This is a genomic window from uncultured Porphyromonas sp., from assembly GCF_900541275.1.
GTDB lineage: Bacteria > Bacteroidota > Bacteroidia > Bacteroidales > Porphyromonadaceae > Porphyromonas_A.
In genome coordinates, this window is record NZ_UQJH01000004.1 from 98,342 (window position 1) to 118,295 (window position 19,954).

Below are 19,954 nucleotides of genomic sequence, written 5' to 3' on the forward strand. Positions count from 1 at the left end.
TTGAGTGTAAGAAAGAGACAATATGGAGGAAAATAGCATAGACGACAAGGCTTCGGCAAAGCAGTATCTGCAGATGACGATCGGCGGAATGGGCAATCTGAGTGCCAATCCGTCCATCCTCGTGATGCTGCTGATCCCCAAGAGCGAGACGGGCAAGCCGATCCGAGAGGTGACCGAGCAGCTATTCCCCGTCCCCCTTCAGCCACCGCTGGGACAGCTTTACTTCCCTCGTCTGGTAAGTACACTGCACCGAGGACCCGAGCCTGAGAGCCTATTCAGGTCATACCTTGTCTCCTCCGGTACGAGCCTGCTCTCCCTCAAGGTCACCTCGGAGGGGGATCACCTCACCACGATGGTGACGCTGAGGGATCGGGAGGGACTGACGAAGAGCTTCTCCGTCCCTATGGTGGATGCGCTGATCCACGCAGTCTTGCATGGGGTGCCGATCTATGTGGACCGAGACATCCTGCTGAGCATTGGCTCGCAGGTATCCTTCCACTTCATTTCCGACCCGACAGAGACGCCGACGATCCGGCCGGAGCGGGTGATGCCCCCCTACGAGAGGATCACCGACTTTATCCGCTCCGGGAGTAAGCCCGAGGAGATGGACGAGGAGATGAGGAAAAATGTGCAGGTGATGCTCCCTCGACAGTGGGAGGAGCTGGGAGAGATCGCCGTAGAGACAGAGAATTATGAGTGGGCCTCCTATCTGCAAGAGCTGGAGAGCACTCATCCATCCGATACGATGACAGGCCATGAGTGAGAGCAGCACAAAGATCGTACAGATAGCCTTCAGCGGGCTGGAGATGGGACGGGTGCCCGGCAGCGAGTCGGACTTGCGTCTGGTGCTTAAGACTGTGGAGGAGGGTCCCCGGCGGGAGTATTTACTGCCGGTACCCCCCTCGCTTGACTCGGAGTGTACCGGCATCATCCGTCTCTACCTGTCGGGCAAGGACCAGATACGGAGCGCTGACTCCTTTTTCCGTAATATACAGGATGCTGTGGGCTGCCACGTCAGCCGCATAGTGATCCGGGGCGACGGGGAGGGAGGTCAGCCACGTGCGGAGGTAAAGGCGGTGACTGAGGAGGGCGACATCTCCTTTGACGTGCAGGTGTCCGAGGGGGTACTCCACGCAACGTTCAATAGCCTGCCCTTACTGATCGAGGAGCAGCTCCTTAGCCCCTCTCACCGGCACAATGAGGAGGAGTGGGAGGGGACGATGCGTCGGCTCTCCCCGGAGGCTGAGTATGAGCTTCTCAGCCATCACCTAAGACAGGGACGGATGCCGGAGGACTATGAGGCTGATCGGTTAGTCGCCTCCTTTGACACGATCAGCAAGGCGCATGCGGGAGACCTGCTGCATCAGGCGATAGAGGCGGAGCAGTACGAGTGGGCCGAGTGGATTAGTAATTACTTAGAGAGAGAAGAGCCATGAAAGCGAAGTGTCCTTACTGTAGTAGAGAGATCAATGTCACCTGCCCTGCCCCCACCATGAAGGACGGGGTACGGGAGGTCTGCCCCCTCTGCCGTCACCCATTCCTTGTCTTCCGCAGCGAGACCCATCGGCTCATGCAGCAGACTCCGGAGATGCTCTCGATCTCGCTCGAGGAGCCCGGCAGCTGCTACATCGAGGTGGTGGACAGTCAGCTCTCCGATGAGCGAAAGTTTGCCCTTCCCCGTGGCTGTGAGCGCTCCTTTGGGCGCTTCCAGACCGACTCCGACGTCGACCTTCAGCTACCGACGCACGATGCCGACCTCGATCGGCGCCATGCCATTTTCACTCACGACAAGAGGGGAAACCTGACCGTGCGGGATGCCGGCAGCAGCAAGGGGACCTATGTCAATGGGGAACCGCTGCAGCCGGGAGAGCGACGCCGCCTGGAGGATGGGGACGTGATCACGATGGGGCACACCTCCGTGATCGTCTCTGCCGGGGAGTGATGGGCGACGCTCCGCTTGACGGAATTTAGGTACCTTTGTGCCACTCAAAGAGGTGGACGAACTTCCTCTAATACTATAAGCTTCTTCCCTTATGGTCCTTGACCCTACACATCATCAGTACTGTGTGATCCTTGCCGGTGGCACCGGCAGCCGTTTTTGGCCCTACAGCCGGGAGAGTCACCCGAAGCAATTCATCGACTTCCTCGACACCGGCAAGAGCCTCCTCCAGCTATCCTACCATAGATACCTCAAGCACTTCGCCAAGGAGCGCCTCTTCGTGGTGAGCAACGTGGACTACCGCACCCAGCTGAGTGAGCAGTTGCCGGAGCTGCCGGAGGAGTGCCTCCTCCTCGAGCCGACCCACCGCAATACCGCACCGGCGATCGCCTACGCCGTCCGCCACATCTACGCCCTCGACCCCGAGGCGGTGGTGACCATAGCACCATGTGACCACTTAATCGTCGCCCCGGAGGAGTTTGTCGAGCTGGTGGCTGATGGCTGCCGTCTGGCAGAGAAGGCGGGCGAGATCGTCACCATAGGCATCCGCCCCACCTACCCCGAGACCAATTACGGATACATCCAGGCGGTCAGCCGTGACGAGAAGCAGACTGAGGGAACCGGAGCTCAGCCGTATGAGGTGAAGACCTTTACCGAGAAGCCTAATGCCGAGATGGCTCAGGTGCTGATGGACAGCGGGGAGTTTTTCTGGAATTCGGGCCTCTTCATCGCCCGCGCCGACACCTTCATCACCGAGCTCAAGACTCACCTCCCGGAGCTGACCGAGAGACTCTATGCTCGCGATGAGGTGTGGGGGACGACTGAGGAGGAGAGCTTCGTAAGTGCCGTCCTGCCCTACAGCCCCAATATCTCCTTTGACTACGCTGTGATGGAGAAGGCTGAGCATGTCACGATGCTGCTCTCCGACGCCGGGTGGGTCGACCTCGGCACCTGGTCGGCGATCCACTCGATGGCGGACAAGGATGAGCAGGGCAATGCGGTACTGGGGAAGGGCACAAAGATCTGCAACTCCTGCCGCAATACCCTCGTCGTCTCCGAGGATCCCAACCGACTGATCGCTCTCGAGGGAATGGAGGATGTCGTGGTGATCGACCATAAGGATGTGCTGCTGGTCTGCAAGATCAATGATCTCGACAAGATCAAGCAGCTAATATTTGATGCAGGGAGCATAGACCGGAAGTTTGTCGAGTGAGTAAGGCGACAGACAAGAAGAAGAGCCAAGAGGGCAAGTCGGGGATCCACGGGATACCTCTCGAGGATCGTCCCCGAGAGAGGGGCTTGAGGGATGGCGTGCGCGAGCTCTCTGACGCTGAGCTCCTGGCGATACTGATCCGCGGAGGGACCAGTAAGCAAAGCGCAATAGAGCTGGCGAAGTCGCTCTTAGCCGAGTACCTCGGTCACCTCGACCTCCTCTACAAAGACTTTATAGACAATATATACCCCTCCATCCATGGTATGGGCGACGTGAAGTTAGTCACGATCGCCGCCGCCATGGAGCTGGGTATGCGCGCCACCAGAGGTCTCTGCGACCCCAAGTATGGCACGGATATGTCGCAGGCGAGCAACAGCCTCAAGATCTACGACTACATGGCTGACCGGCTGACCGGTCTCTCGGAGGAGCAGATGTGGCTCCTCTGCTTCAATAGTCAGAATATGGTGGTCCACAGCAATCGGATCCTTAGCCGAAGCGAGTTGCTCGGTGATGACGAGGTGCGGATCGAGCGAAAGCAGCGAGCCGAGACCGACAGCCGAGCTGTGGCTGAGGAGGAGACAAGGCTGAGGCTCACCACGCCTATCCGCCGGGTGATCTCTGCCGGTGGGTATCAGGAGACCTCTGCCGATGTGCGGGTGATCCTCCGAGAGGCACTGCGTCACCGGTCGCTCGGTATCGCCGTGGTCCACAATCACCCGGGAGGGTCGCTCACCCCAAGCACCGACGACGACAGCTTCACTTGGCGGCTCTACGAGGCGTGCCGCGTGGTGGGCGTGACGCTGCTTGACCACCTCATCTACACCGACAGAGGCTACTACAGCTACTTCGATCACAACCGGCTGACGGGCAGGTAGCCGGTCTCTCTCGACCTTTGCAATCAGGTTGCGAGAAAGGACTCCTACCTTTGCATCATAAGTAACAGTTATGAGTACCTATTATGAATAAAAAATTAGCACGCATTATCGCTGCCGCCCTACTCCTAGCGGTGTCCATTGTCATTGAGCACAATGTGGCTCTGCCTCTCTGGCAGCTGCTCCTCATCTACCTCGTCCCCTACCTCATCGTTGGGTACGACACGCTGTGGGAGGCAGCGGAGGGAATAGCGGAGGGGGAGCTGCTGGACGAGGACTTCCTGATGAGCATCGCCACTCTCGGCGCACTGGGGATAGGCTTCCTGCCGGGGGCTGAGAGCCAGTTCCCCGAGGCGGTCTTCGTGATGCTCTTCTTCCAGCTCGGGGAGCTCTTCGAGGAGTATGCCGAGGGACGCAGCCGTCGGGCGATCTCCCACCTGATGGAGATCCGCCCCGACACCACTCACATCCGCCGAGGGGGAGAGGTGGTGGAGGTCCCCTCGGAGGAGGTCTCCGTCGGCGACACCATGGTGATACGACCGGGAGAGCGGGTGCCCCTCGACGGCATCGTCACCGAGGGGCGCTCCAGTCTCAATACCGTCGCCCTCACCGGTGAGAGCGTTCCGCGGGGGGTCACCGTGGAGGATGAGGTCCTCTCGGGATGCGTCAATATCTCGGGGCTGCTTGAGGCACGCGTGACGAAGAGCTTCGGCGACTCCACCGCCTCGCGGATCATCAAGCTGGTGGAGAAGTCCGCCGAGCACAAGTCCCGGAGCGAGACCTTCATCACCCGCTTCGCACGTGTCTACACCCCGATCGTCGTGGGTGTGGCGGTGCTGCTGGCCATCATTCCGCCCCTCCTCTCGGGCGACTTCAGTGGTCACTTCGCCACCTGGCTCTACCGCGCCCTCACCTTCCTCGTCGTCTCCTGCCCCTGCGCACTGGTGATTTCCATTCCGCTCACCTTCTTCGCCGGTATCGGTGGCGCCTCGAGGGAGGGGATATTGATAAAAGGGGCCAACTACATTGATCGGCTTGCCAAGACCGGCATCGTCGTGCTGGATAAGACCGGCACGCTGACGAAGGGGGTCTTCGAGGTGAATGCGGTCCACCCCGTGGCGCAGGATGAGCGTCACCTACTTCACCTCGCCGCCCACGTGGAGCGCTTCTCCACCCACCCCATCGCCGCGTCACTCCGCGAGGCCTACCCCGGGGAGCAGGACGACTGTAGCGTAGAGCAGATCGAGGAGATCGCCGGTGAGGGCGTCACGGCGGTGGTGAATGGACAAAAGGTGGCGGTCGGCAACAGCACCCTCATGGAGCGCATCGGAGCCGAGTGGCACCCCTGCGACCACGTCGGGACGATTGTCCACATCGCCATCGATGGCGTCTACGCCGGACACATCGTCGTCTCGGACGCTATCAAGCCCGACGCCCGTGAGGCGATGGACGCACTGCGTCAGGCGGGGATCAGCCGCAGCGTGATGCTGACCGGCGACCACCGAGACGTGGCTGCCCATATCGCTGAGGAGACCGGCGTGACGGCATTTCACGCTGAGCTCCTCCCTGAGGATAAGGTAAAGAGACTGGAGGAGGAGCTGAATGCAGCCGAGGGGATGGTCGCCTTCGTCGGGGATGGGATCAATGATGCGCCCGCCCTCGCACGAGCCGACATCGGGATCGCCATGGGCGGTCTCGGCTCCGATGCCGCCATCGAGGCGGCAGACGTAGTGCTGATGGACGACAAGCCCTCCAAGATCGCCCTCGCCATCCGTATCTCTCGCCGGATCCTCCGTATCGCCCGAGAGAATGCTATCTTCGCCATCGGGGTGAAGCTACTGGTGCTCCTCCTCGCCGCCCTCGGCCTCGCCACGATGGGCATGGCGGTCTTCGCCGATGTCGGCGTGATGGTCCTCGCGATCCTCAACGCCATGCGCGCCCTCCGCACCCCGAGATAACAGGAGGCGTACCTCTTCGCTGACCTGATCAGCAGGCGCGTCTGCTTCACGTTGACCACAAGACAAAGGGTTAGCAGCCCCCTCCACTGATACCGAAAGGATCCTCGGCAGAGCAGTCTGTCGGGGATCCTTGTTTCAGGGAAAGGACTGGAGTTATACCACCCCCTCCTACCCTCCTTGTCTCTTATCTGCACTTATTACCCATTACACGCAACTCTTGTAAAAGTTCATCCCAGGGCGACAGGCTCACTCAAGCATTGCCTGCACGATCCCGATCATAAAGGCGACAAAAACTATGACTCCAAGGACTCCGAGGATAAGCATGAAGATGCAGCTACAGCCACCCTCGACGATATTGCCTGTCAGGATCTCCTTGGCGCTACCGAAGAGACCCGAGAAATAGCCACCAATAATCCGAAATATCAGTACAACGAAACAAATGATCGCTACAAAGATGATGATGCCGATAATCAAGTGCTCCATGATCAGAAAGAGTTATCCACAGTTTAAGGTCCTCGTTACGACTGCGCCCTCAGACCCCGACTTGCCCCTGTTGACGCTTCGGTGAACTAACAAAGATAGACTAATATCAGTCCCCTTCGCAATCCAAAGCTACACAATAAACTTGTCACCATTAAAAAACCTGCACACAGGGGCAGGGGTGACGCATTTGAGCATTAGGGTAATCATAAACCAGGGTGTGCTCATCCGTGAGGCAACCGAAGGGTGCTCGCTCCTTAGGCATCGGTCATCCGCAAAGCGGTGACCGATGTGCCGAGACCCGCCCCAACACCCTCGACCCCTGGGGGGGTCGTGTATCTTACTTAAGATCATCTTTCCCCTGGGGCATCGGCACTTTGCGCCTCGACCGATGCCCGTTCCATAGGCCTCCTTGCGGATGCCGGCCGGTTGCTTTTTCTTTTGTCGGGGAGATAAGTTACCTTTGTGGGAAGGGGGAGAGGGTGGACCGATCCACCCGATACTGAGACACGTACACTATCCGGACTTACTTCATGCGAGAAGACGATACCATTACTGCTGCGTTCCTCGACTTTGGCAGCCACACGATCAAGGCAGCCCTAGCGGACTGCAAGGCGGACGGCACCTTTACATTCCGTCAGCAGAGCACGGTCGAGTCGGAGGGACAGATCCGTCGCGGCATCATTTATAACCTCAAGGAGGTGGCGGCGAAGACCGACGAGCTCCTCCGACAGCTCTCACAGCTCGCCGACTGCCCCATAGACCGAGTCTACGCCGGGGTCAATGGGCAGAGTCTCCACTCCGACATGCACGAGGCGGAGCTGACACTCGGTGAGCCGCGCGAGATCACGGAGAAGGATATGGACACGCTGCGACTGCAGACGGCGGACGAGGACTTCGACAGCCGCTACATATCGATCGCCGACGATGTCACCCCCGCCTACTATGTGGACGGCAGCTGGACAAATAACCCGGTCGGCGTCCAGGGATCCAATCTCAAGGTGAGCTACCAGCTGCTCCTCGCCCGTGAGGAGCTGGACCGCAATATCCGGCGCGTGCTGGAGGAGAAGCTGGCGCGCGAGACAGAGTACCTGATCCCGGCGACGATCATGAGCGACCTCTTCCTCACCACGGAGCAGAAGCGCTTCGGCTGCGCCCTGATCGACTTCGGCGCCGAGTGTACGACCGTCTCGGTGTACAATAGAGGGCAGATGGTCGGTCTGCGTGTGATCCCACTCGGTGGCGATGCGATCACCACCGACCTGACCGATATGCACATCTCGCTCATGGAGGCGGAGCGGATCAAGACGAAGAATGGCTCCACTCTCTCTGCCTCCGAGGAGGAGGCTAAGGGCGAAGTGGTGGTGCAGACCGCCAACGGCATGACCTCCAAGAGCCTACCACTCCGCGAGGTCAATCGGTACATCCGCGCCCGCTCCTCAGAGATCGTCCGCAATATCTCGACCTACATCAATACCCTCCTCCCCGAGCACAGCCTCTCCGGCATCGTGATCACCGGTGGAGCATCCCGCATGATCGGTCTGAGGGATCTGCTGACGAAGGAGTTTAATGTAAAGGTGGACTACGCCTCCTCCATCCTCGGTCGCTACGGGAGAGACAACAGCTACTACATCGAGAACCCTGAGTGGCACTCCGTCTACAGTATGGTCTACTACGTGGCTCAGGACCTCGCTGCCACCTATGTCCGCCCCGAGCCGTCGGCGCAGAAGCAGACACCGACCGCCCCCACCGAGCAGCCGGTGACACGGACGAGCGAGCAGGCAACCTCGACCGGCAGCGACTACCCGGAGGATCAGCTGCCGGATGATGCCTTTGCCGGCACGACGCAGACGCTCATCGATGTGGAGGAGATAGAGACGAAGGCGCAGGAGCCGCCCAAGAAAGTGACCCGCCGCAGCGGCTCGAAGCACAGGGACAAGGGCAATGGATTCTTTTCCAAGCTATTCAGTGGCGGCCTCATCTTCCCCGAGGATGACGTCGACGAGTGATCTCTACCCTTTTATATCATAGATACGTATCGGACTTATGAGCGAATTACTCAATATCAGCAGCAAAAAAAAGGATGAGATCCCGACGATCATCAAGGTGATCGGCGTCGGTGGCGGTGGTGGCAACGCCGTCAACTATATGTATGGTCAGGATGTCGACCACGTCTCCTACCTGCTCTGCAATACCGACCGACAGCACCTCCTGGAGTGCAACGTCCCCGACACGATCGTGCTGGGACAGAAGACGACAAAGGGGCTCGGCGCCGGCAATCGTCCGGAGGTGGCTCACGCTGCCGCCGAGGAGTCGGCGGAGGAGATCCGCGAGGCGCTCAACGACGGGACAGAGATGGTCTTCATCACCGCCGGTATGGGTGGTGGCACCGGCACAGGTGCCGCCCCGGTGATCGCCCGCATCGCCAAGGATATGGGCAAGCTGACGGTAGGCGTGGTGACGATCCCCTTTGTCTTTGAGGGACGGGTGAAGATCCTCCAGGCGATCCAGGGCGTGGAGGAGCTGGCGAAGAATGTGGATGCCCTCCTTGTGATCAAGAATGAGCTGCTCTACCGAGTCTACCCCGACCTGACGATCACCGAGGCCTTTAAGAAAGCGGATGACGTCGTCACCACCTCCACGCGTGCCATCGCGGAGATGATCACGATCAAGGGCGCGATCAACCTCGACTTTGCCGACGTCCGCACGACGCTGCAGAATGGAGGTGTCTCGATCATCACCATGGGCTTTGCGAGCGAGGAGGAGGGCGTCAGCGTCGCCATGGATCGAGCGCTGAAGTCACCGCTCGTCAATACGACCAACTTCGACAAGGCCTCGCGCGTCCTCCTGCTGCTGACCTTCCTCAAGGGACACGACCCCAAGGCAGCGATCGCACAGGACTTCCAGCGCGAGCTGGAGAAGATCCAGAATAACTACTCCCTCATCTGGGGTATAAGCGAGCGGGAGGACATGGAGAATGAGATCGGCGTCACGCTCCTCGCCTCCGGCTTCAGCGAGGGTGACCTCCGCTACGACGAGTATGGCAAGGAGCTGAGCGACGCGATCAGCAAGGAGATCGGTGAGACCGCCGAGAAGCGGCACGAGAACGATCGCAAGATCAGCCTCTTCTATGGCGATGTGCTCGACACGGGTCCCTACGCGACCGTGATCTTCAGTGAGGACGAGCTCGACAACGACGACTTCATCTCCGCCGTCCTCGCCACCCCGACGCTGAAGCGCAAGGACGAGGACCTGAAGAAACTCCGGCAGCACCTCCGCACCTCAGGCGGGACGGAGGGGAAGCATACCCCCGTCACCACACGACGGGAGCCGGTCTCAGGAGTGGATGACCTCGGCTCACTGGAGTCTCACGCACCGGAGGGCGCCTCCGTCGCTCCGGAGATCCCGACTGCCGAGGAGGAGCCGGTGATCTCGCCCGCACCGGAGCCGCAGGAGAGCCTCTCCGACGATGAGGAGCAGGAGGAGATCATCCGGTTTGGTAACGACTAATAGCGAAGAATACCTATGAGCAATCTATTTGACCAAGTAAGCAACGATATACAGAAAGCGATGCTGGCGCACGACCACGTGCGGACAGAGACCCTGAGGGGGATCAAGAAAGAGTTCCTCGAGGCGAAGACCGCCAAGGGCGCTGAGGGCGAGCTCACAGACAGCCACGCGATAGAGATCCTGCAGAAGATGAAGAAGCAGCGTCTAGATGCGGCACAGATCTACCGCGACAATGGTCGCCCGGAGCTGGCCGAGGGCGAGGAGGCAGAGGCTAAGATACTCGAGGAGTACCTCCCCAAGCAGATGGACGAGGGCGAGCTCACTGAGTATATCCGTGCTCTGATCGAGAAGCTCGGGGTCACGGACATGAAGGGGATGGGACGCATCATGGGCACCGCCACGAAGGAGCTGGCAGGCAAGGCTCAGGGTGGCGACATCTCCCGCATCGTCAAGCAGCTCCTCACGGGCAAGTGATCCAGATGGCTATGGATGTAGAGCGACTGAGGGAGGACTTCCCCGCCCTGCGGGATACCATATATAAGGAGGTGCCACTGACTTACCTCGACAACGCTGCCACGACACAGCGTCCCCAGTGCGTCATCGACCGGCTCGCCGAGGGCTACCTCCACGCCAATGCGAATATCCACCGCGGTGTCCACTACCTCAGTCGCGTGGCGACGGAGGCGCACGAGGCGGCACGGGAAACCGTTGCCCACTTCATCCACGCCCGGGAGGCTGCCGAGGTGGTCTTCACCCGAGGCACCACCGACGGCATCAATACCGTGGCGGACACCTACTGCCGAGCCTTTATGCAGCCGGGTGACGAGGTGATCGTCTCCACGATGGAGCACCACTCCAATATCGTCCCCTGGCAGCTCCAGGGCGCCAAGCTCCGCGTGATCCCGATCAGCGATGAGGGAGAGCTCGATATGGAGGCGTACGAGAGACTCTTCACCACACGGACGCGATTAGTGGCTGTCACCGCCCTCTCCAACGTCCTCGGCACGGTCAATCCGGTGCGCGAGATCGTCGACATCGCACACGCACACGGCGTCCCCTGTCTCATCGATGCTGCACAGGCCATCGCCCATCGTCCGGTGGATGTGCAGGCGTGGGACTGCGACTTCCTCACCTTCAGCGGACACAAGATCTACGGGCCGACCGGCATCGGCGTCCTCTACGGCAAGCGGGAGTGGCTGGAGCGGATACCGCCCTATCAGGGCGGCGGGGAGATGATCGACCACGTCTCCTTTGACCACACCACCTACGCCGACCTGCCCTATAAGTTTGAGGCCGGGACGCCTGACTTCATCGGCAGCCTCGGACTGGAGACAGCACTCAAGTACGTGAGCAAGATCGGCATCGACGAGATACAGTCTCACGAGCGGGAGCTGATCGACTACTGCACGAGCGAGATGGATCAGATCGAGGGGATGAGGATATACGGCACCGCACCGGGCAAGGAGAGCGTCATCTCCTTCCTCATTGACGGCGTCCACCCCTACGACCTCGGCACGCTGCTTGACCACCTCGGCATCGCCCTCCGCACCGGGCACCACTGCGCTCAGCCACTGATGGAGCGGTATGGCATCACCGGCACGGCGAGGGTCAGCTTTGCCCTCTACACCACACGCGAGGAGGTGGACACCTTCATCGCCGGTCTCAGGCGCGTACTGCCTATGCTCCGCTGAGCATGAGCAAGTAAGGGAGGGTTGCCCGCATTTTTGTACCTTTGCACATAGAGCGAAGATGGGGGAGAGCTTAGGCGAGCCCTCCCCCCTCCTTCACTCACTCACCTATTTGTATCACCAACTATCACACTAATCGACTCGATTATTATGATGACATCAGACCAACTTGCTTCGGTGTTGGAGCGCCGCGATGCGCTGAGGGGGTACCTTTGACATCGATAACAAGAGAATACAACTAAAAGAAGAGGAGCTCCGGACCCAGGACCCGCACTTCTGGGACGACCCCGCCAAGGCGCAGGACAAGATGCGCGAGGTGGGCGACCTGAAGCGCTGGATCGAGGACTACGATAAGATCGACACGATGGCGGAGGAGCTCTCCCTCGCCCTCGAGTACGCCAAGGAGGACCCGGAGCTGATCTCCGAGGAGGAGACCGACAAGATATACGCCTCTACCCTGGAGGCGCTCGACGACCTCGAGTTGCGCAATATGCTGCGGAGCGAGGAGGATCAGCTGGGCGCCCTACTCCAGATCAACTCCGGTGCCGGCGGTACCGAGAGTCAGGACTGGGCCTCTATGCTGGCTCGTATGTACCAGCGGTGGGCCGAGGCGCACGGGTACAAGGTGACGATCACCAATTGGCAGGACGGCGATGAGGCCGGGATCAAGACCTGCACCTTTGAGATCGAGGGCGACTACGCCTACGGCTATCTCAAGAGCGAGAATGGCGTCCATCGTCTCGTCCGCGTCTCGCCCTACAATGCTCAGGGCAAGCGGATGACCTCCTTTGCCTCCGTCTTCGTCGTCCCCCTCGTGGACGACCGGATCGAGGTGACGGTAGACCCCGCCAAGATCAGCTGGGACACCTTCCGCTCCGGTGGCGCCGGCGGGCAGAACGTCAATAAGGTCGAGACCGGAGTCCGGCTACGCTACCAGTACACCGACCCCGACACCGGCGAGACGGAGGAGATCCTGATCGAGAATACGGAGACCCGTAAGCAGCAGGAAAATCGCGCCAACGCCATGCGACACCTCAAGTCAGAGCTCTACGACCGAGAGCTCAAGCGTCGCCACAAGATGACCGAGGAGATCGAGGGTAGTAAGATGAAGATCGAGTGGGGCTCCCAGATACGCAGCTACGTCTTTGACGACCGACGTGTCAAGGACCACCGCACCGACTACCAGACCTCCGACGTCGACGGCGTCATGGACGGCGACCTGGATGGCTTCATCAAGGCCTTCCTGATGGAGTTTGGCGCCTCCCCCAAGGACATCTCCGGACACTGATAATACATTAAAACAAAATATACCAAGATGATTACTACAGCAGAATTCAAGAACGGCGTCTGCATCGAGCTCGACAGCCAGCTCTACGAGATCGTGGAGTTTCTCCACGTAAAGCCCGGCAAGGGTCCCGCCTTTGTCCGCACCAAGCTGCGCAACCTCCGCGACGGCCGCGTACTCGATAAGACCTGGAGCTCAGGCGTCAAGGTAAAGGACGTCCGCATCGAGCGTCGCCCCTACCAGTACCTCTACAAGGACGAGATGGGTCTCGTCTTCATGCACCCGGAGAGCTTTGAGCAGATCACCATCCCCGAGGAGGCGATCGTCGGCGTGCAGTTCCTCAAGGAGGGCGACATGGTCGAGGCAATGATCAATGCAGAGAATGAGGAGATCCTCACCTGCGAGCTCCCCGCCCACGTCACGCTCGAGGTGACCTACACCGAGCCTGCCGTCAAGGGCAACACCGCCACCAACGCCTCCAAGGCTGCCACCGTGGAGACCGGCGCCGAGGTGATGGTCCCGCTCTTCATCACGACAGGTGAGCGCATCGAGATCGACACCCGCGACGGCTCCTACGTCGGTCGCTCCAAGGAGTAACTGATCCGAGGCATCCGCACGAGAGAGTGCCACATCCTCCACCGAGGGTGTGGCACTCTCTCTTCGTAGGGAGGAGCGAGAGAGAAAAAATAATAGGAGAGACACGCCACATACCTGCTTTATTTCGTTACCTTTGTAGGTGAGTAACAATAGTATTAAAGACTTAGAAGAATGAAGACCATCAAGATTGCGACACTTGCCGCTCTGGTACTCACTGTGGGGCTCGCCGGCTGCAGCACCCTCAAGCCTCTGGATCCTCAGCGCGTGAGCGTAGATCCACAGCCCCTTGTCCTCAAGGGCGGGAAGGTCCCGGCCACCATCACTGTCCGCTTCCCCAATAAGTGGTTCAATAAGAAGGCCGAGGTGCGTGTCACACCGATCCTCAAGTACCCCGGCGGAGAGAGCTGGGGAACAGCCTACTCCCTGCAGGGCGAGAAGGTACGCGGCAATGCTCAGACCATCTCCTATGCCGGTCAGAGCGTGGTGCTGAATAGTGACTTCGACTGGAAGCCCGAGATGCGCAACGCAGGGCTCTACCTGAAGTTTAATGCCAAGGTCAATGGCAAGGAGGTGCGTCTCCCCGACCTCAAGATAGGTGAGGGAACCATCGCCACCGAGGCTCTGGCTGATGTCGCTTACGCCGTACCGGCTCTCGCTCCGGACAACTTCCAGAGGATCATCAAGAAGCAGTACGACGCCAATATCCAATTCCTCATCCAGCAGGCCAACCTCCGCGGCACCGAGCTCTCCAAGAGCGAGATCAGCAACTGGAAGGACCTGGTGCAAAACGCCTATCAGATCCCCAATCAGGATGTCGACGTCGAGGTGCAGGCCTACGCCTCTCCCGATGGAGGCGTGGAGCTGAATGATAAGCTGGCTCAGAGCCGTGAGAAGAATACCACCCAGTACCTGCAGCGTGAGCTCAATCGTCTCCGTGTGGAGAAGGATGTCGCTGCACACTACACCGCTCAGGACTGGGAGGGATTCCGTAAGCTGGTCGAGCAGAGCAACCTCCAGGACAAGGAGCTGGTACTCCGCGTCCTCGAGATGTACCCCGACCCCGAGGTGCGCGAGCGCGAGATCAAGAATATCTCCTCCGTCTTCTCCGACCTCGCTGACGTCATCCTGCCGCAGCTGCGTCGCTCTCGCTTAGTAGCCAATGTCACCATCGTCGGCAAGAGCGATGAGGACATCCTCCGCTACCTCCGCGAGCGTCCCGGTCGTCTCACCGTGGACGAGCTCCTCTATGCCGCCACCCTCTCCGACGACCCTGCTGTCAAGCTCAATGCCTACCAGCAGGCCTCCGGCATCTACCCCAAGGACTACCGCGCCTGGAATAACCTCGGCCTCCTCCGCTACCTCGCAGGAGACATCGATGGTGCAGCCTCCTACTTTGACAAAGCCACCAACGCCGCCAACGCTGCCGGCGTGGAGGCTCCCGAGGTGGCACTCAATAAGGGCCTCATTGCCCTCAAGGACGGCAACGTGCGCAACGCTCAGACCCTGATCGGTCAGGCCACCAAGGTGCCCGAGTATGAGGGCGTGATGGGCCTGCTTGCGATCAGCGAGGGCCGCTATGCCGATGCTGCCAAGGCACTCCGCGACGTGCCGACCAACAATGGTGTGCTGGCGCAGATCCTCAATAAGGACTACAATCGTGCCCTTGAGCTGCTCGGCAAGATCTCCACTCCTGACGCCACGACAGCCTACCTCAAGGCGATCATCGGTGCCCGCACGGCACAGGACAGCCTCGTACGTGAGGGTATCCGTGAGGCCGTCTCCCTCGATCCGTCGCTCAAGAGCACCATCGCTCAGGACAAGGAGCTGGGACGCTACACCACCAACGCTGACATTAAGTCTCTACTGATGTAAGAGACTGCTGACAAATACATTTTTCCATATTTTTGCTTCGAAGGGGTGCACTCGTGAGAGTGCGCCCCTTCTCTTTTTCCTCTATGTGGGGGGGGTGTGAACTAATACCGATAAAAGAAATCACTAATACCGATATTAGTCGCGCCTAATATCGGTATTAGTGTTGCGCCATAGAGATGGGGGCAGAGACCCGGTTAGGGATGCTCGGGAGGTGAGGGAGAATGGGTACCTTTGCTATCGAAATTATGAGCGAAACGATTATACAGATCATCAATGCCGTCCTCGGCATCGTCTACGTCCTACTGGAGGGCAGCGCCTCGATGTGGCTTTGGCCGCTGGGAGTGATACAGCCTGTCTTTGCCCTGATCGTCGGCTGGCAGAGCCAAACCTACAGCACGATCCTTGTGCAGCTCTACTACCTCATCACCTGCATCATCGGCTGGATCTCGTGGCAGAGACGGCGCCGGAGTGGCGGAGATGGCGAGACGGCTCATCCACCGATCACCCGCATACCTCTCCGCGAACTGGCTATCTGCGCCCTGGCGACGATGGCGGCCTTTGTGCTGATATTGGTCTCGGTCGAGACCTTTAGCCCATACCCTGCGGTAGAGGCCGCCGGGACAGCACTTTGCTTCCTCGGTATGTACCTGCTCATCAGGGCGTATGTCGAGTCGTGGTATGTCTGGATCGTCTCCAACCTCCTCTACACCGTCCTCTACGCCCTCATCCCGGGATACTTCTACACCGCTATCCTCTACGGCGTGCTGACCCTGCTTGCTGTGCGGGGGCTGATCGTCTGGAGGCGAAAGATGCACCACCAGAGCGACCTATGAGATACCTACCCCACCCCATCTCCACCGTAATCTTTGCCGACGGAGAGGCTCCCTCCGAAGAGCTTGCCTCCTCAGTCCTCAGTCGAGCGTCCCGCGTGATCGTCACCGATGGCGCCCTGAGTAATTACTACCGCCTCACGGAGCGGGATCCGGATGTGGTGATCGGCGACGGGGACTCGGTCCCGACGGAGCTGCTGGAGCGACACAGCCTCACCTTTACCCGCATCGATGATCAGATGACCAACGACCTCACGAAGGCGGTCCACCATGCCCTTACTAAGGGATGGCGGTCGATCACGATCTTAGGCGGGACAGGGCTGAGGGAGGACCACACGATCGCCAATATCTTCCTCCTGATGGACTACTACGAGTCGGGCGCGGAGGTTCAGATGGTGAGCGACTACGGGACCTTTGTCCCCTTCTCCGGTGAGCGCCACTTCGATGTGCCGCAGGGGCTGGAGGTGAGCTTTTTCTCCCAAGACCACCTGCCGATGAGTGCCGAGGGGGTGACCTACCCCTTCCACAAGGCGATCTACCCGAAGCATTGGCAGATGACGCTCAATAGCGTCACCGACTGCCCCATATGTCTCGAGGCGGAGGGGATTGCGCTGCTCTACGTGGCGAACGAGAGGTATGTCCCACGAGAAGAGGTCAAAGTATGAGGGGTAACGACGAGCCTAAGGTCTATGTCGTCTGGTCGGGTCGGGAGACGGGCGTCTTCGACAGCTGGGACGACTGCAAGCCCCTTGTGGTGGGGGTGAAGGGGGCGAAGTACAAGTCTTTCAAGGGCATCACGCATGCCGAGGCGGAGCAGATCCTCGCTGACGGTCCGGAGCAGTACTATAGCACAGGGACGAAGGAGAAGAAGCCCGCACCGGACTACGAGCAGGCGAAGGCCTCCATCTCGCCCGATGCGATCGCTGTCGACGCCTCCTCGCAGGGCAATCCGGGACGGATGGAGTACAGAGGAGTCTACGTGGAGACGGGGGACGAGGTCTTCCACAGCCAGGTCTACCCGAGGGGGACGAATAACATCGGCGAATTCCTCGCCATCGTCCACGCCCTCGCCTGGGAGGAGCAGATGGGGTACTTCGTCCCGATCTACTCCGATAGCCGAAATGCGATCCGCTGGGTGCAGAATAAGGTCTGCAAGACGAAGCTCCCTCGCGATGAGCGCACGGAGCAGCTCTTCCGCCACATCGACCGGGCGATCCTGTGGCTACAGCGACACGACCTATCGCGGTACGACCTGAGGAAGTGGCCTACGGAGGTACTGGGCGAGATCCCTGCCGACTTCGGTCGTAAGTAGAGAATGTTGCACGAAGTGCCATTCTCGCACATTTGTTTCAAATGTGCTGAGACTTTGCACGAAGGATGAGATGCAAGGCGCTGAGGATGAGACCGAAGGGAGCGTACTCACGTACGTGACCGAGGTCGAATTCCGAAAGCAACGCAGCAGATCGCCTTCGTGCAACAGTCGCAAGTAATAAGCAAAGAGAGCCCCGGGCGGTCGTTTCCGCTCGGGGCTCTGCTTATAGAGGGTGGTCGCTCTTAGTGCTTCTTGTTGGTCAGCGCCTCCACCACATTGATGGCGTAGTCGGCGAAGTGCTCGTACTCATCGATGTCATCGACGTAGTAGACGGAGGCCTCGTAGGGATACTTGAGCGCACTGACGTCCACGATATTTTGCTTCTCGAGAGCATCTCGTCGGTTGTTCATTTCATTCTCAAGGTTTTGCGCCTTGTAGAAGAAGGACTCATCCCTCGGGTAAGTGTCCACGGTGGCGACGGTATTGTCGAGGATCTGCTCGCAGAGGGTATGGAGCTCGAGGAGCGTAGAGACCAGCTCGGGAGCCATCTCGACGGAGTTGCCGCGCTGGCGACGTAGGGCGCGACCGATATTGAAGCAGGAGTCACCCATGCTCTCGATCTCGGTGGCACAGCGCATGTAGGCCTGGATGTCGTGGTGGGTCTCCTTGGAGAGGTCGTTGGTACTCAGGCGAGTGAGGAAGTCTACGATCTCGATTTCGACCCGGTCACAGATATTCTCATACTTCTCCAGTCGCGTGAAGGTCTGCGTGAAGCGTCCCGGATCCTCCTCTAAGTAGAGCTCCCGCACCATGGCGAGCATCGTATGGATCCGTCCGAGGTAGATCCCCATCTCCCGCTGCACCTGCAGGAGGGAGAGTTCACCGGTGGAGAGCAGCGGTGCGGAGACGAACTGGAGGTGGCTGTACTCCTTGCTCCCCTTGTGCTTCTTCGCCGGGCGAATCACCTGCTCGCAGATCTTGGCATAAAGGGGGACGAACCAGATCATGAGCAGCATATTGGTGACATTGAAGCAGGTATGGAAGAGCGAGAGCCCGATGCTGACGGCGCTGGTGTAGGAGACGATTTGTGACTGAGCGGCTATCATTGCCGGGTCGGTCAGTGTCTCTCCGCTGGTTATCAGGCTGATTTGGTCGCTCGAGAAGCGGCTCCCCAGTGAGCCTATGTAGTCATACAGCTCCCTCGGGTCGGCCCCACCACTGCTCACCACCATCGAGGCGACGAGGTTTGTGACGGGGGAGAAGAGGATCAGCACCCAGAGGACGCCGAAGACATTGAAAAGCAGGTGCGAGAAGGCAGCCCGCTTGGCGGTCGTATTGGCGCTCAGTGCAGCGAGGTTGGCGGTGATCGTGGTACCGATATTCTCTCCGAGGATCATTGCCGCACCGATGTGGAAGGGGATCCACCCCTGGGCGCACATCACGAGCGTGATCGCCACCATCGCACTTGATGACTGGACGATCAGCGTCAGGACAGTACCGATGAAGAGGAAGATCAGGATCGACCCATAGCCCATCCCGGTGTACTTGGAGAGGAAGGCGAGTGCCTCAGGGCTGCTCTGCAGGTCGGGCATAGAGTTCTTAAGAAACTCAAGACCCAAAAAAAGCAACGCAAAGCCGAAGATGAACTCTCCTATGGCATTGAGGTTGCTTTTCTTAGAGAATATGAGTGGGATGCCTATCGCCATCATCGGGATCGTGAAGGCACTTATCTCCACCTTAAATCCCAGCAGCGAGATGATCCACGCCGTCGCCGTGGTACCGATATTGGCACCCATGATGACGCCTATCGCCTGCGTGAGGTTGAGGAGCCCTGCATTCACGAAGCTTACCACCATCACCGTCGTAGCCGAGGAGGACTGGATCATCGCAGTGATGAAGAGCCCGGTCAGCGCACCGAGGAAGCGATTGGAGGTGATGGCCGAGAGTAAAGATCGGAGGCGATCTCCGGCAGCTTTCTGCAAACCCTCGCTCATGATCTTCATCCCGTAGAGGAAGAGACCGAGGGACCCAAGCAGGCTGAGGAAGTCAAGTAGACTGTAATTCATGACTTAATAGGCTTTCAGAGCAGAGAGGTATGCAAAACTTAAGGAGTACACCCTCTCCTATTAAATACCTTGACAAAGGTACCCACAAAATGGCAATAGCCGTAAGGAGGGAGCCCCCACAATCGCCATCGATGAGGCATCGGTCTTACAGCTCCAGCGACTCAGGATTGAGCAAAAAGTCATAGATACTTATGGTCGTGATGCCACTCTCACTCCTAAGGACCGGTGTCTCCTCCCCGGAGCCTGTGACACTTTTTTCGAGTAGAAATACACGCTTTTGGCTTAATTCCATTAATCCTACTCGAAAAAGTTGTCACATGTGACACTTTTTT

18 protein-coding genes are annotated in these 19,954 nt (G+C 59.1%); 16 read left to right on the forward strand and 2 right to left on the reverse strand.

Annotation, left to right across the window (positions count from 1 at the left end; all coding sequences use genetic code 11):
* The first annotated feature begins 22 nt into the window (after positions 1-22).
* The 6 genes from QZR17_RS03925 to QZR17_RS03950 all read left to right on the forward strand — a co-directional run bounded on the left by QZR17_RS03925 (position 23) and on the right by QZR17_RS03950 (position 5,982).
* Positions 23-763: a hypothetical protein gene (locus QZR17_RS03925; RefSeq protein WP_297127865.1), complete on the forward strand. Its 741-nt coding sequence runs from the start codon at positions 23-25 to the stop codon at positions 761-763.
* Positions 756-1,436 carry a hypothetical protein gene (locus tag QZR17_RS03930; protein WP_297127868.1) on the forward strand — a complete coding sequence of 227 codons (681 nt, stop codon included), beginning with the start codon at positions 756-758 and terminating at the stop codon, positions 1,434-1,436. Before QZR17_RS03925 ends, QZR17_RS03930 begins: the two co-directional genes overlap by 8 nt.
* Positions 1,433-1,942 (forward strand): FHA domain-containing protein, encoded by a 510-nt coding sequence (locus QZR17_RS03935; RefSeq protein ID WP_296159691.1) that lies wholly within the window; start codon positions 1,433-1,435, stop codon positions 1,940-1,942. The genes QZR17_RS03930 and QZR17_RS03935 overlap by 4 nt, the downstream gene beginning before the upstream one ends.
* A gap of 91 nt (positions 1,943-2,033) precedes the next feature.
* Positions 2,034-3,152, forward strand: coding sequence for a sugar phosphate nucleotidyltransferase (locus tag QZR17_RS03940; protein ID WP_297127871.1), 1,119 nt, complete (start codon positions 2,034-2,036; stop codon positions 3,150-3,152).
* Positions 3,149-4,027: a JAB domain-containing protein gene (locus QZR17_RS03945; protein WP_297127874.1), complete on the forward strand. Its 879-nt coding sequence runs from the start codon at positions 3,149-3,151 to the stop codon at positions 4,025-4,027. The genes QZR17_RS03940 and QZR17_RS03945 overlap by 4 nt, the downstream gene beginning before the upstream one ends.
* Before the next feature lie 83 nt (positions 4,028-4,110).
* Complete coding sequence (locus QZR17_RS03950) at positions 4,111-5,982, forward strand: heavy metal translocating P-type ATPase (protein ID WP_297127877.1); 1,872 nt, start codon at positions 4,111-4,113, stop codon at positions 5,980-5,982.
* 246 nt (positions 5,983-6,228) lie between these two features.
* Here the strand turns inward: QZR17_RS03950 and QZR17_RS03955 are convergent, their stop codons facing one another.
* Complete coding sequence (locus tag QZR17_RS03955) at positions 6,229-6,465, reverse strand: hypothetical protein (RefSeq protein WP_297127880.1); 237 nt, start codon at positions 6,463-6,465, stop codon at positions 6,229-6,231.
* A gap of 530 nt (positions 6,466-6,995) precedes the next feature.
* Between QZR17_RS03955 and QZR17_RS03960 the strand changes: the two genes are divergently transcribed.
* From QZR17_RS03960 to QZR17_RS04005, 10 genes are all read left to right on the forward strand, one after another.
* Entirely contained in the window at positions 6,996-8,471 is a 1,476-nt protein-coding gene (locus QZR17_RS03960; protein ID WP_297127883.1) for a cell division FtsA domain-containing protein, read from the forward strand.
* 37 nt (positions 8,472-8,508) lie between these two features.
* Positions 8,509-9,972: a cell division protein FtsZ gene (ftsZ, locus tag QZR17_RS03965; RefSeq protein WP_297127886.1), complete on the forward strand. Its 1,464-nt coding sequence runs from the start codon at positions 8,509-8,511 to the stop codon at positions 9,970-9,972.
* 15 nt (positions 9,973-9,987) lie between these two features.
* Entirely contained in the window at positions 9,988-10,446 is a 459-nt protein-coding gene (locus tag QZR17_RS03970) for a GatB/YqeY domain-containing protein (RefSeq protein ID WP_297127889.1), read from the forward strand.
* A 5-nt stretch (positions 10,447-10,451) separates the two neighbouring features.
* Positions 10,452-11,663, forward strand: coding sequence for a cysteine desulfurase (locus QZR17_RS03975; RefSeq protein ID WP_297127892.1), 1,212 nt, complete (start codon positions 10,452-10,454; stop codon positions 11,661-11,663).
* A 147-nt stretch (positions 11,664-11,810) separates the two neighbouring features.
* Positions 11,811-12,948 (forward strand): peptide chain release factor 2 gene (gene prfB, locus QZR17_RS03980; protein ID WP_297127895.1). Its coding sequence is split into 2 segments (ribosomal slippage): positions 11,811-11,873 and positions 11,875-12,948, totalling 1,137 coding nucleotides; the frame shifts between segments, so codons are not numbered across the junction.
* Between the two features lie 27 nt (positions 12,949-12,975).
* Positions 12,976-13,542 carry an elongation factor P gene (gene efp / locus QZR17_RS03985; RefSeq protein ID WP_297127897.1) on the forward strand — a complete coding sequence of 189 codons (567 nt, stop codon included), beginning with the start codon at positions 12,976-12,978 and terminating at the stop codon, positions 13,540-13,542.
* Positions 13,543-13,713: 171 nt separating this feature from the next.
* Entirely contained in the window at positions 13,714-15,414 is a 1,701-nt protein-coding gene (locus QZR17_RS03990) for a tetratricopeptide repeat protein (protein ID WP_297127900.1), read from the forward strand.
* Positions 15,415-15,659: 245 nt separating this feature from the next.
* A complete protein-coding gene (pnuC, locus tag QZR17_RS03995; protein ID WP_297127903.1) occupies positions 15,660-16,247 on the forward strand; it encodes a nicotinamide riboside transporter PnuC in 588 nt (195 codons plus the stop codon).
* A complete protein-coding gene (locus tag QZR17_RS04000) occupies positions 16,244-16,909 on the forward strand; it encodes a thiamine diphosphokinase (protein WP_297127906.1) in 666 nt (221 codons plus the stop codon). Before pnuC ends, QZR17_RS04000 begins: the two co-directional genes overlap by 4 nt.
* The gene (locus QZR17_RS04005; protein ID WP_297127909.1) at positions 16,906-17,556 is read left to right on the forward strand and encodes a ribonuclease H family protein; all 651 of its coding nucleotides are present in this window, start codon (positions 16,906-16,908) and stop codon (positions 17,554-17,556) included. Before QZR17_RS04000 ends, QZR17_RS04005 begins: the two co-directional genes overlap by 4 nt.
* A 242-nt stretch (positions 17,557-17,798) precedes the next feature.
* Here the strand turns inward: QZR17_RS04005 and QZR17_RS04010 are convergent, their stop codons facing one another.
* On the reverse strand, positions 17,799-19,622 hold the full coding sequence (locus QZR17_RS04010) for a Na/Pi cotransporter family protein (protein WP_297127912.1): 1,824 nt from the start codon (positions 19,620-19,622) through the stop codon (positions 17,799-17,801).
* Positions 19,623-19,954: the final 332 nt, after the last annotated feature.

Excerpts from the sequence above, each read along its gene's own strand:
- QZR17_RS03940 (WP_297127871.1), top strand. The coding sequence starts at position 2,034 with ATGGTCCTTGACCCTACACATCATCAGTACTGTGTGATCCTTGCCGGT.
- pnuC (WP_297127903.1), top strand. The coding sequence starts at position 15,660 with ATGAGCGAAACGATTATACAGATCATCAATGCCGTCCTCGGCATCGTC.
- QZR17_RS04010 (WP_297127912.1), bottom strand. The coding sequence starts at position 19,622 with ATGAATTACAGTCTACTTGACTTCCTCAGCCTGCTTGGGTCCCTCGGT.
- QZR17_RS03960 (WP_297127883.1), top strand. The coding sequence starts at position 6,996 with ATGCGAGAAGACGATACCATTACTGCTGCGTTCCTCGACTTTGGCAGC.
- QZR17_RS03990 (WP_297127900.1), top strand. The coding sequence starts at position 13,714 with ATGAAGACCATCAAGATTGCGACACTTGCCGCTCTGGTACTCACTGTG.
- QZR17_RS03975 (WP_297127892.1), top strand. The coding sequence starts at position 10,452 with ATGGCTATGGATGTAGAGCGACTGAGGGAGGACTTCCCCGCCCTGCGG.
- QZR17_RS03935 (WP_296159691.1), top strand. The coding sequence starts at position 1,433 with ATGAAAGCGAAGTGTCCTTACTGTAGTAGAGAGATCAATGTCACCTGC.
- QZR17_RS03930 (WP_297127868.1), top strand. The coding sequence starts at position 756 with ATGAGTGAGAGCAGCACAAAGATCGTACAGATAGCCTTCAGCGGGCTG.
- QZR17_RS04000 (WP_297127906.1), top strand. The coding sequence starts at position 16,244 with ATGAGATACCTACCCCACCCCATCTCCACCGTAATCTTTGCCGACGGA.
- QZR17_RS03950 (WP_297127877.1), top strand. The coding sequence starts at position 4,111 with ATGAATAAAAAATTAGCACGCATTATCGCTGCCGCCCTACTCCTAGCG.
- efp (WP_297127897.1), top strand. The coding sequence starts at position 12,976 with ATGATTACTACAGCAGAATTCAAGAACGGCGTCTGCATCGAGCTCGAC.
- QZR17_RS03925 (WP_297127865.1), top strand. The coding sequence starts at position 23 with ATGGAGGAAAATAGCATAGACGACAAGGCTTCGGCAAAGCAGTATCTG.
- QZR17_RS04005 (WP_297127909.1), top strand. The coding sequence starts at position 16,906 with ATGAGGGGTAACGACGAGCCTAAGGTCTATGTCGTCTGGTCGGGTCGG.
- QZR17_RS03955 (WP_297127880.1), bottom strand. The coding sequence starts at position 6,465 with ATGGAGCACTTGATTATCGGCATCATCATCTTTGTAGCGATCATTTGT.
- QZR17_RS03970 (WP_297127889.1), top strand. The coding sequence starts at position 9,988 with ATGAGCAATCTATTTGACCAAGTAAGCAACGATATACAGAAAGCGATG.
- ftsZ (WP_297127886.1), top strand. The coding sequence starts at position 8,509 with ATGAGCGAATTACTCAATATCAGCAGCAAAAAAAAGGATGAGATCCCG.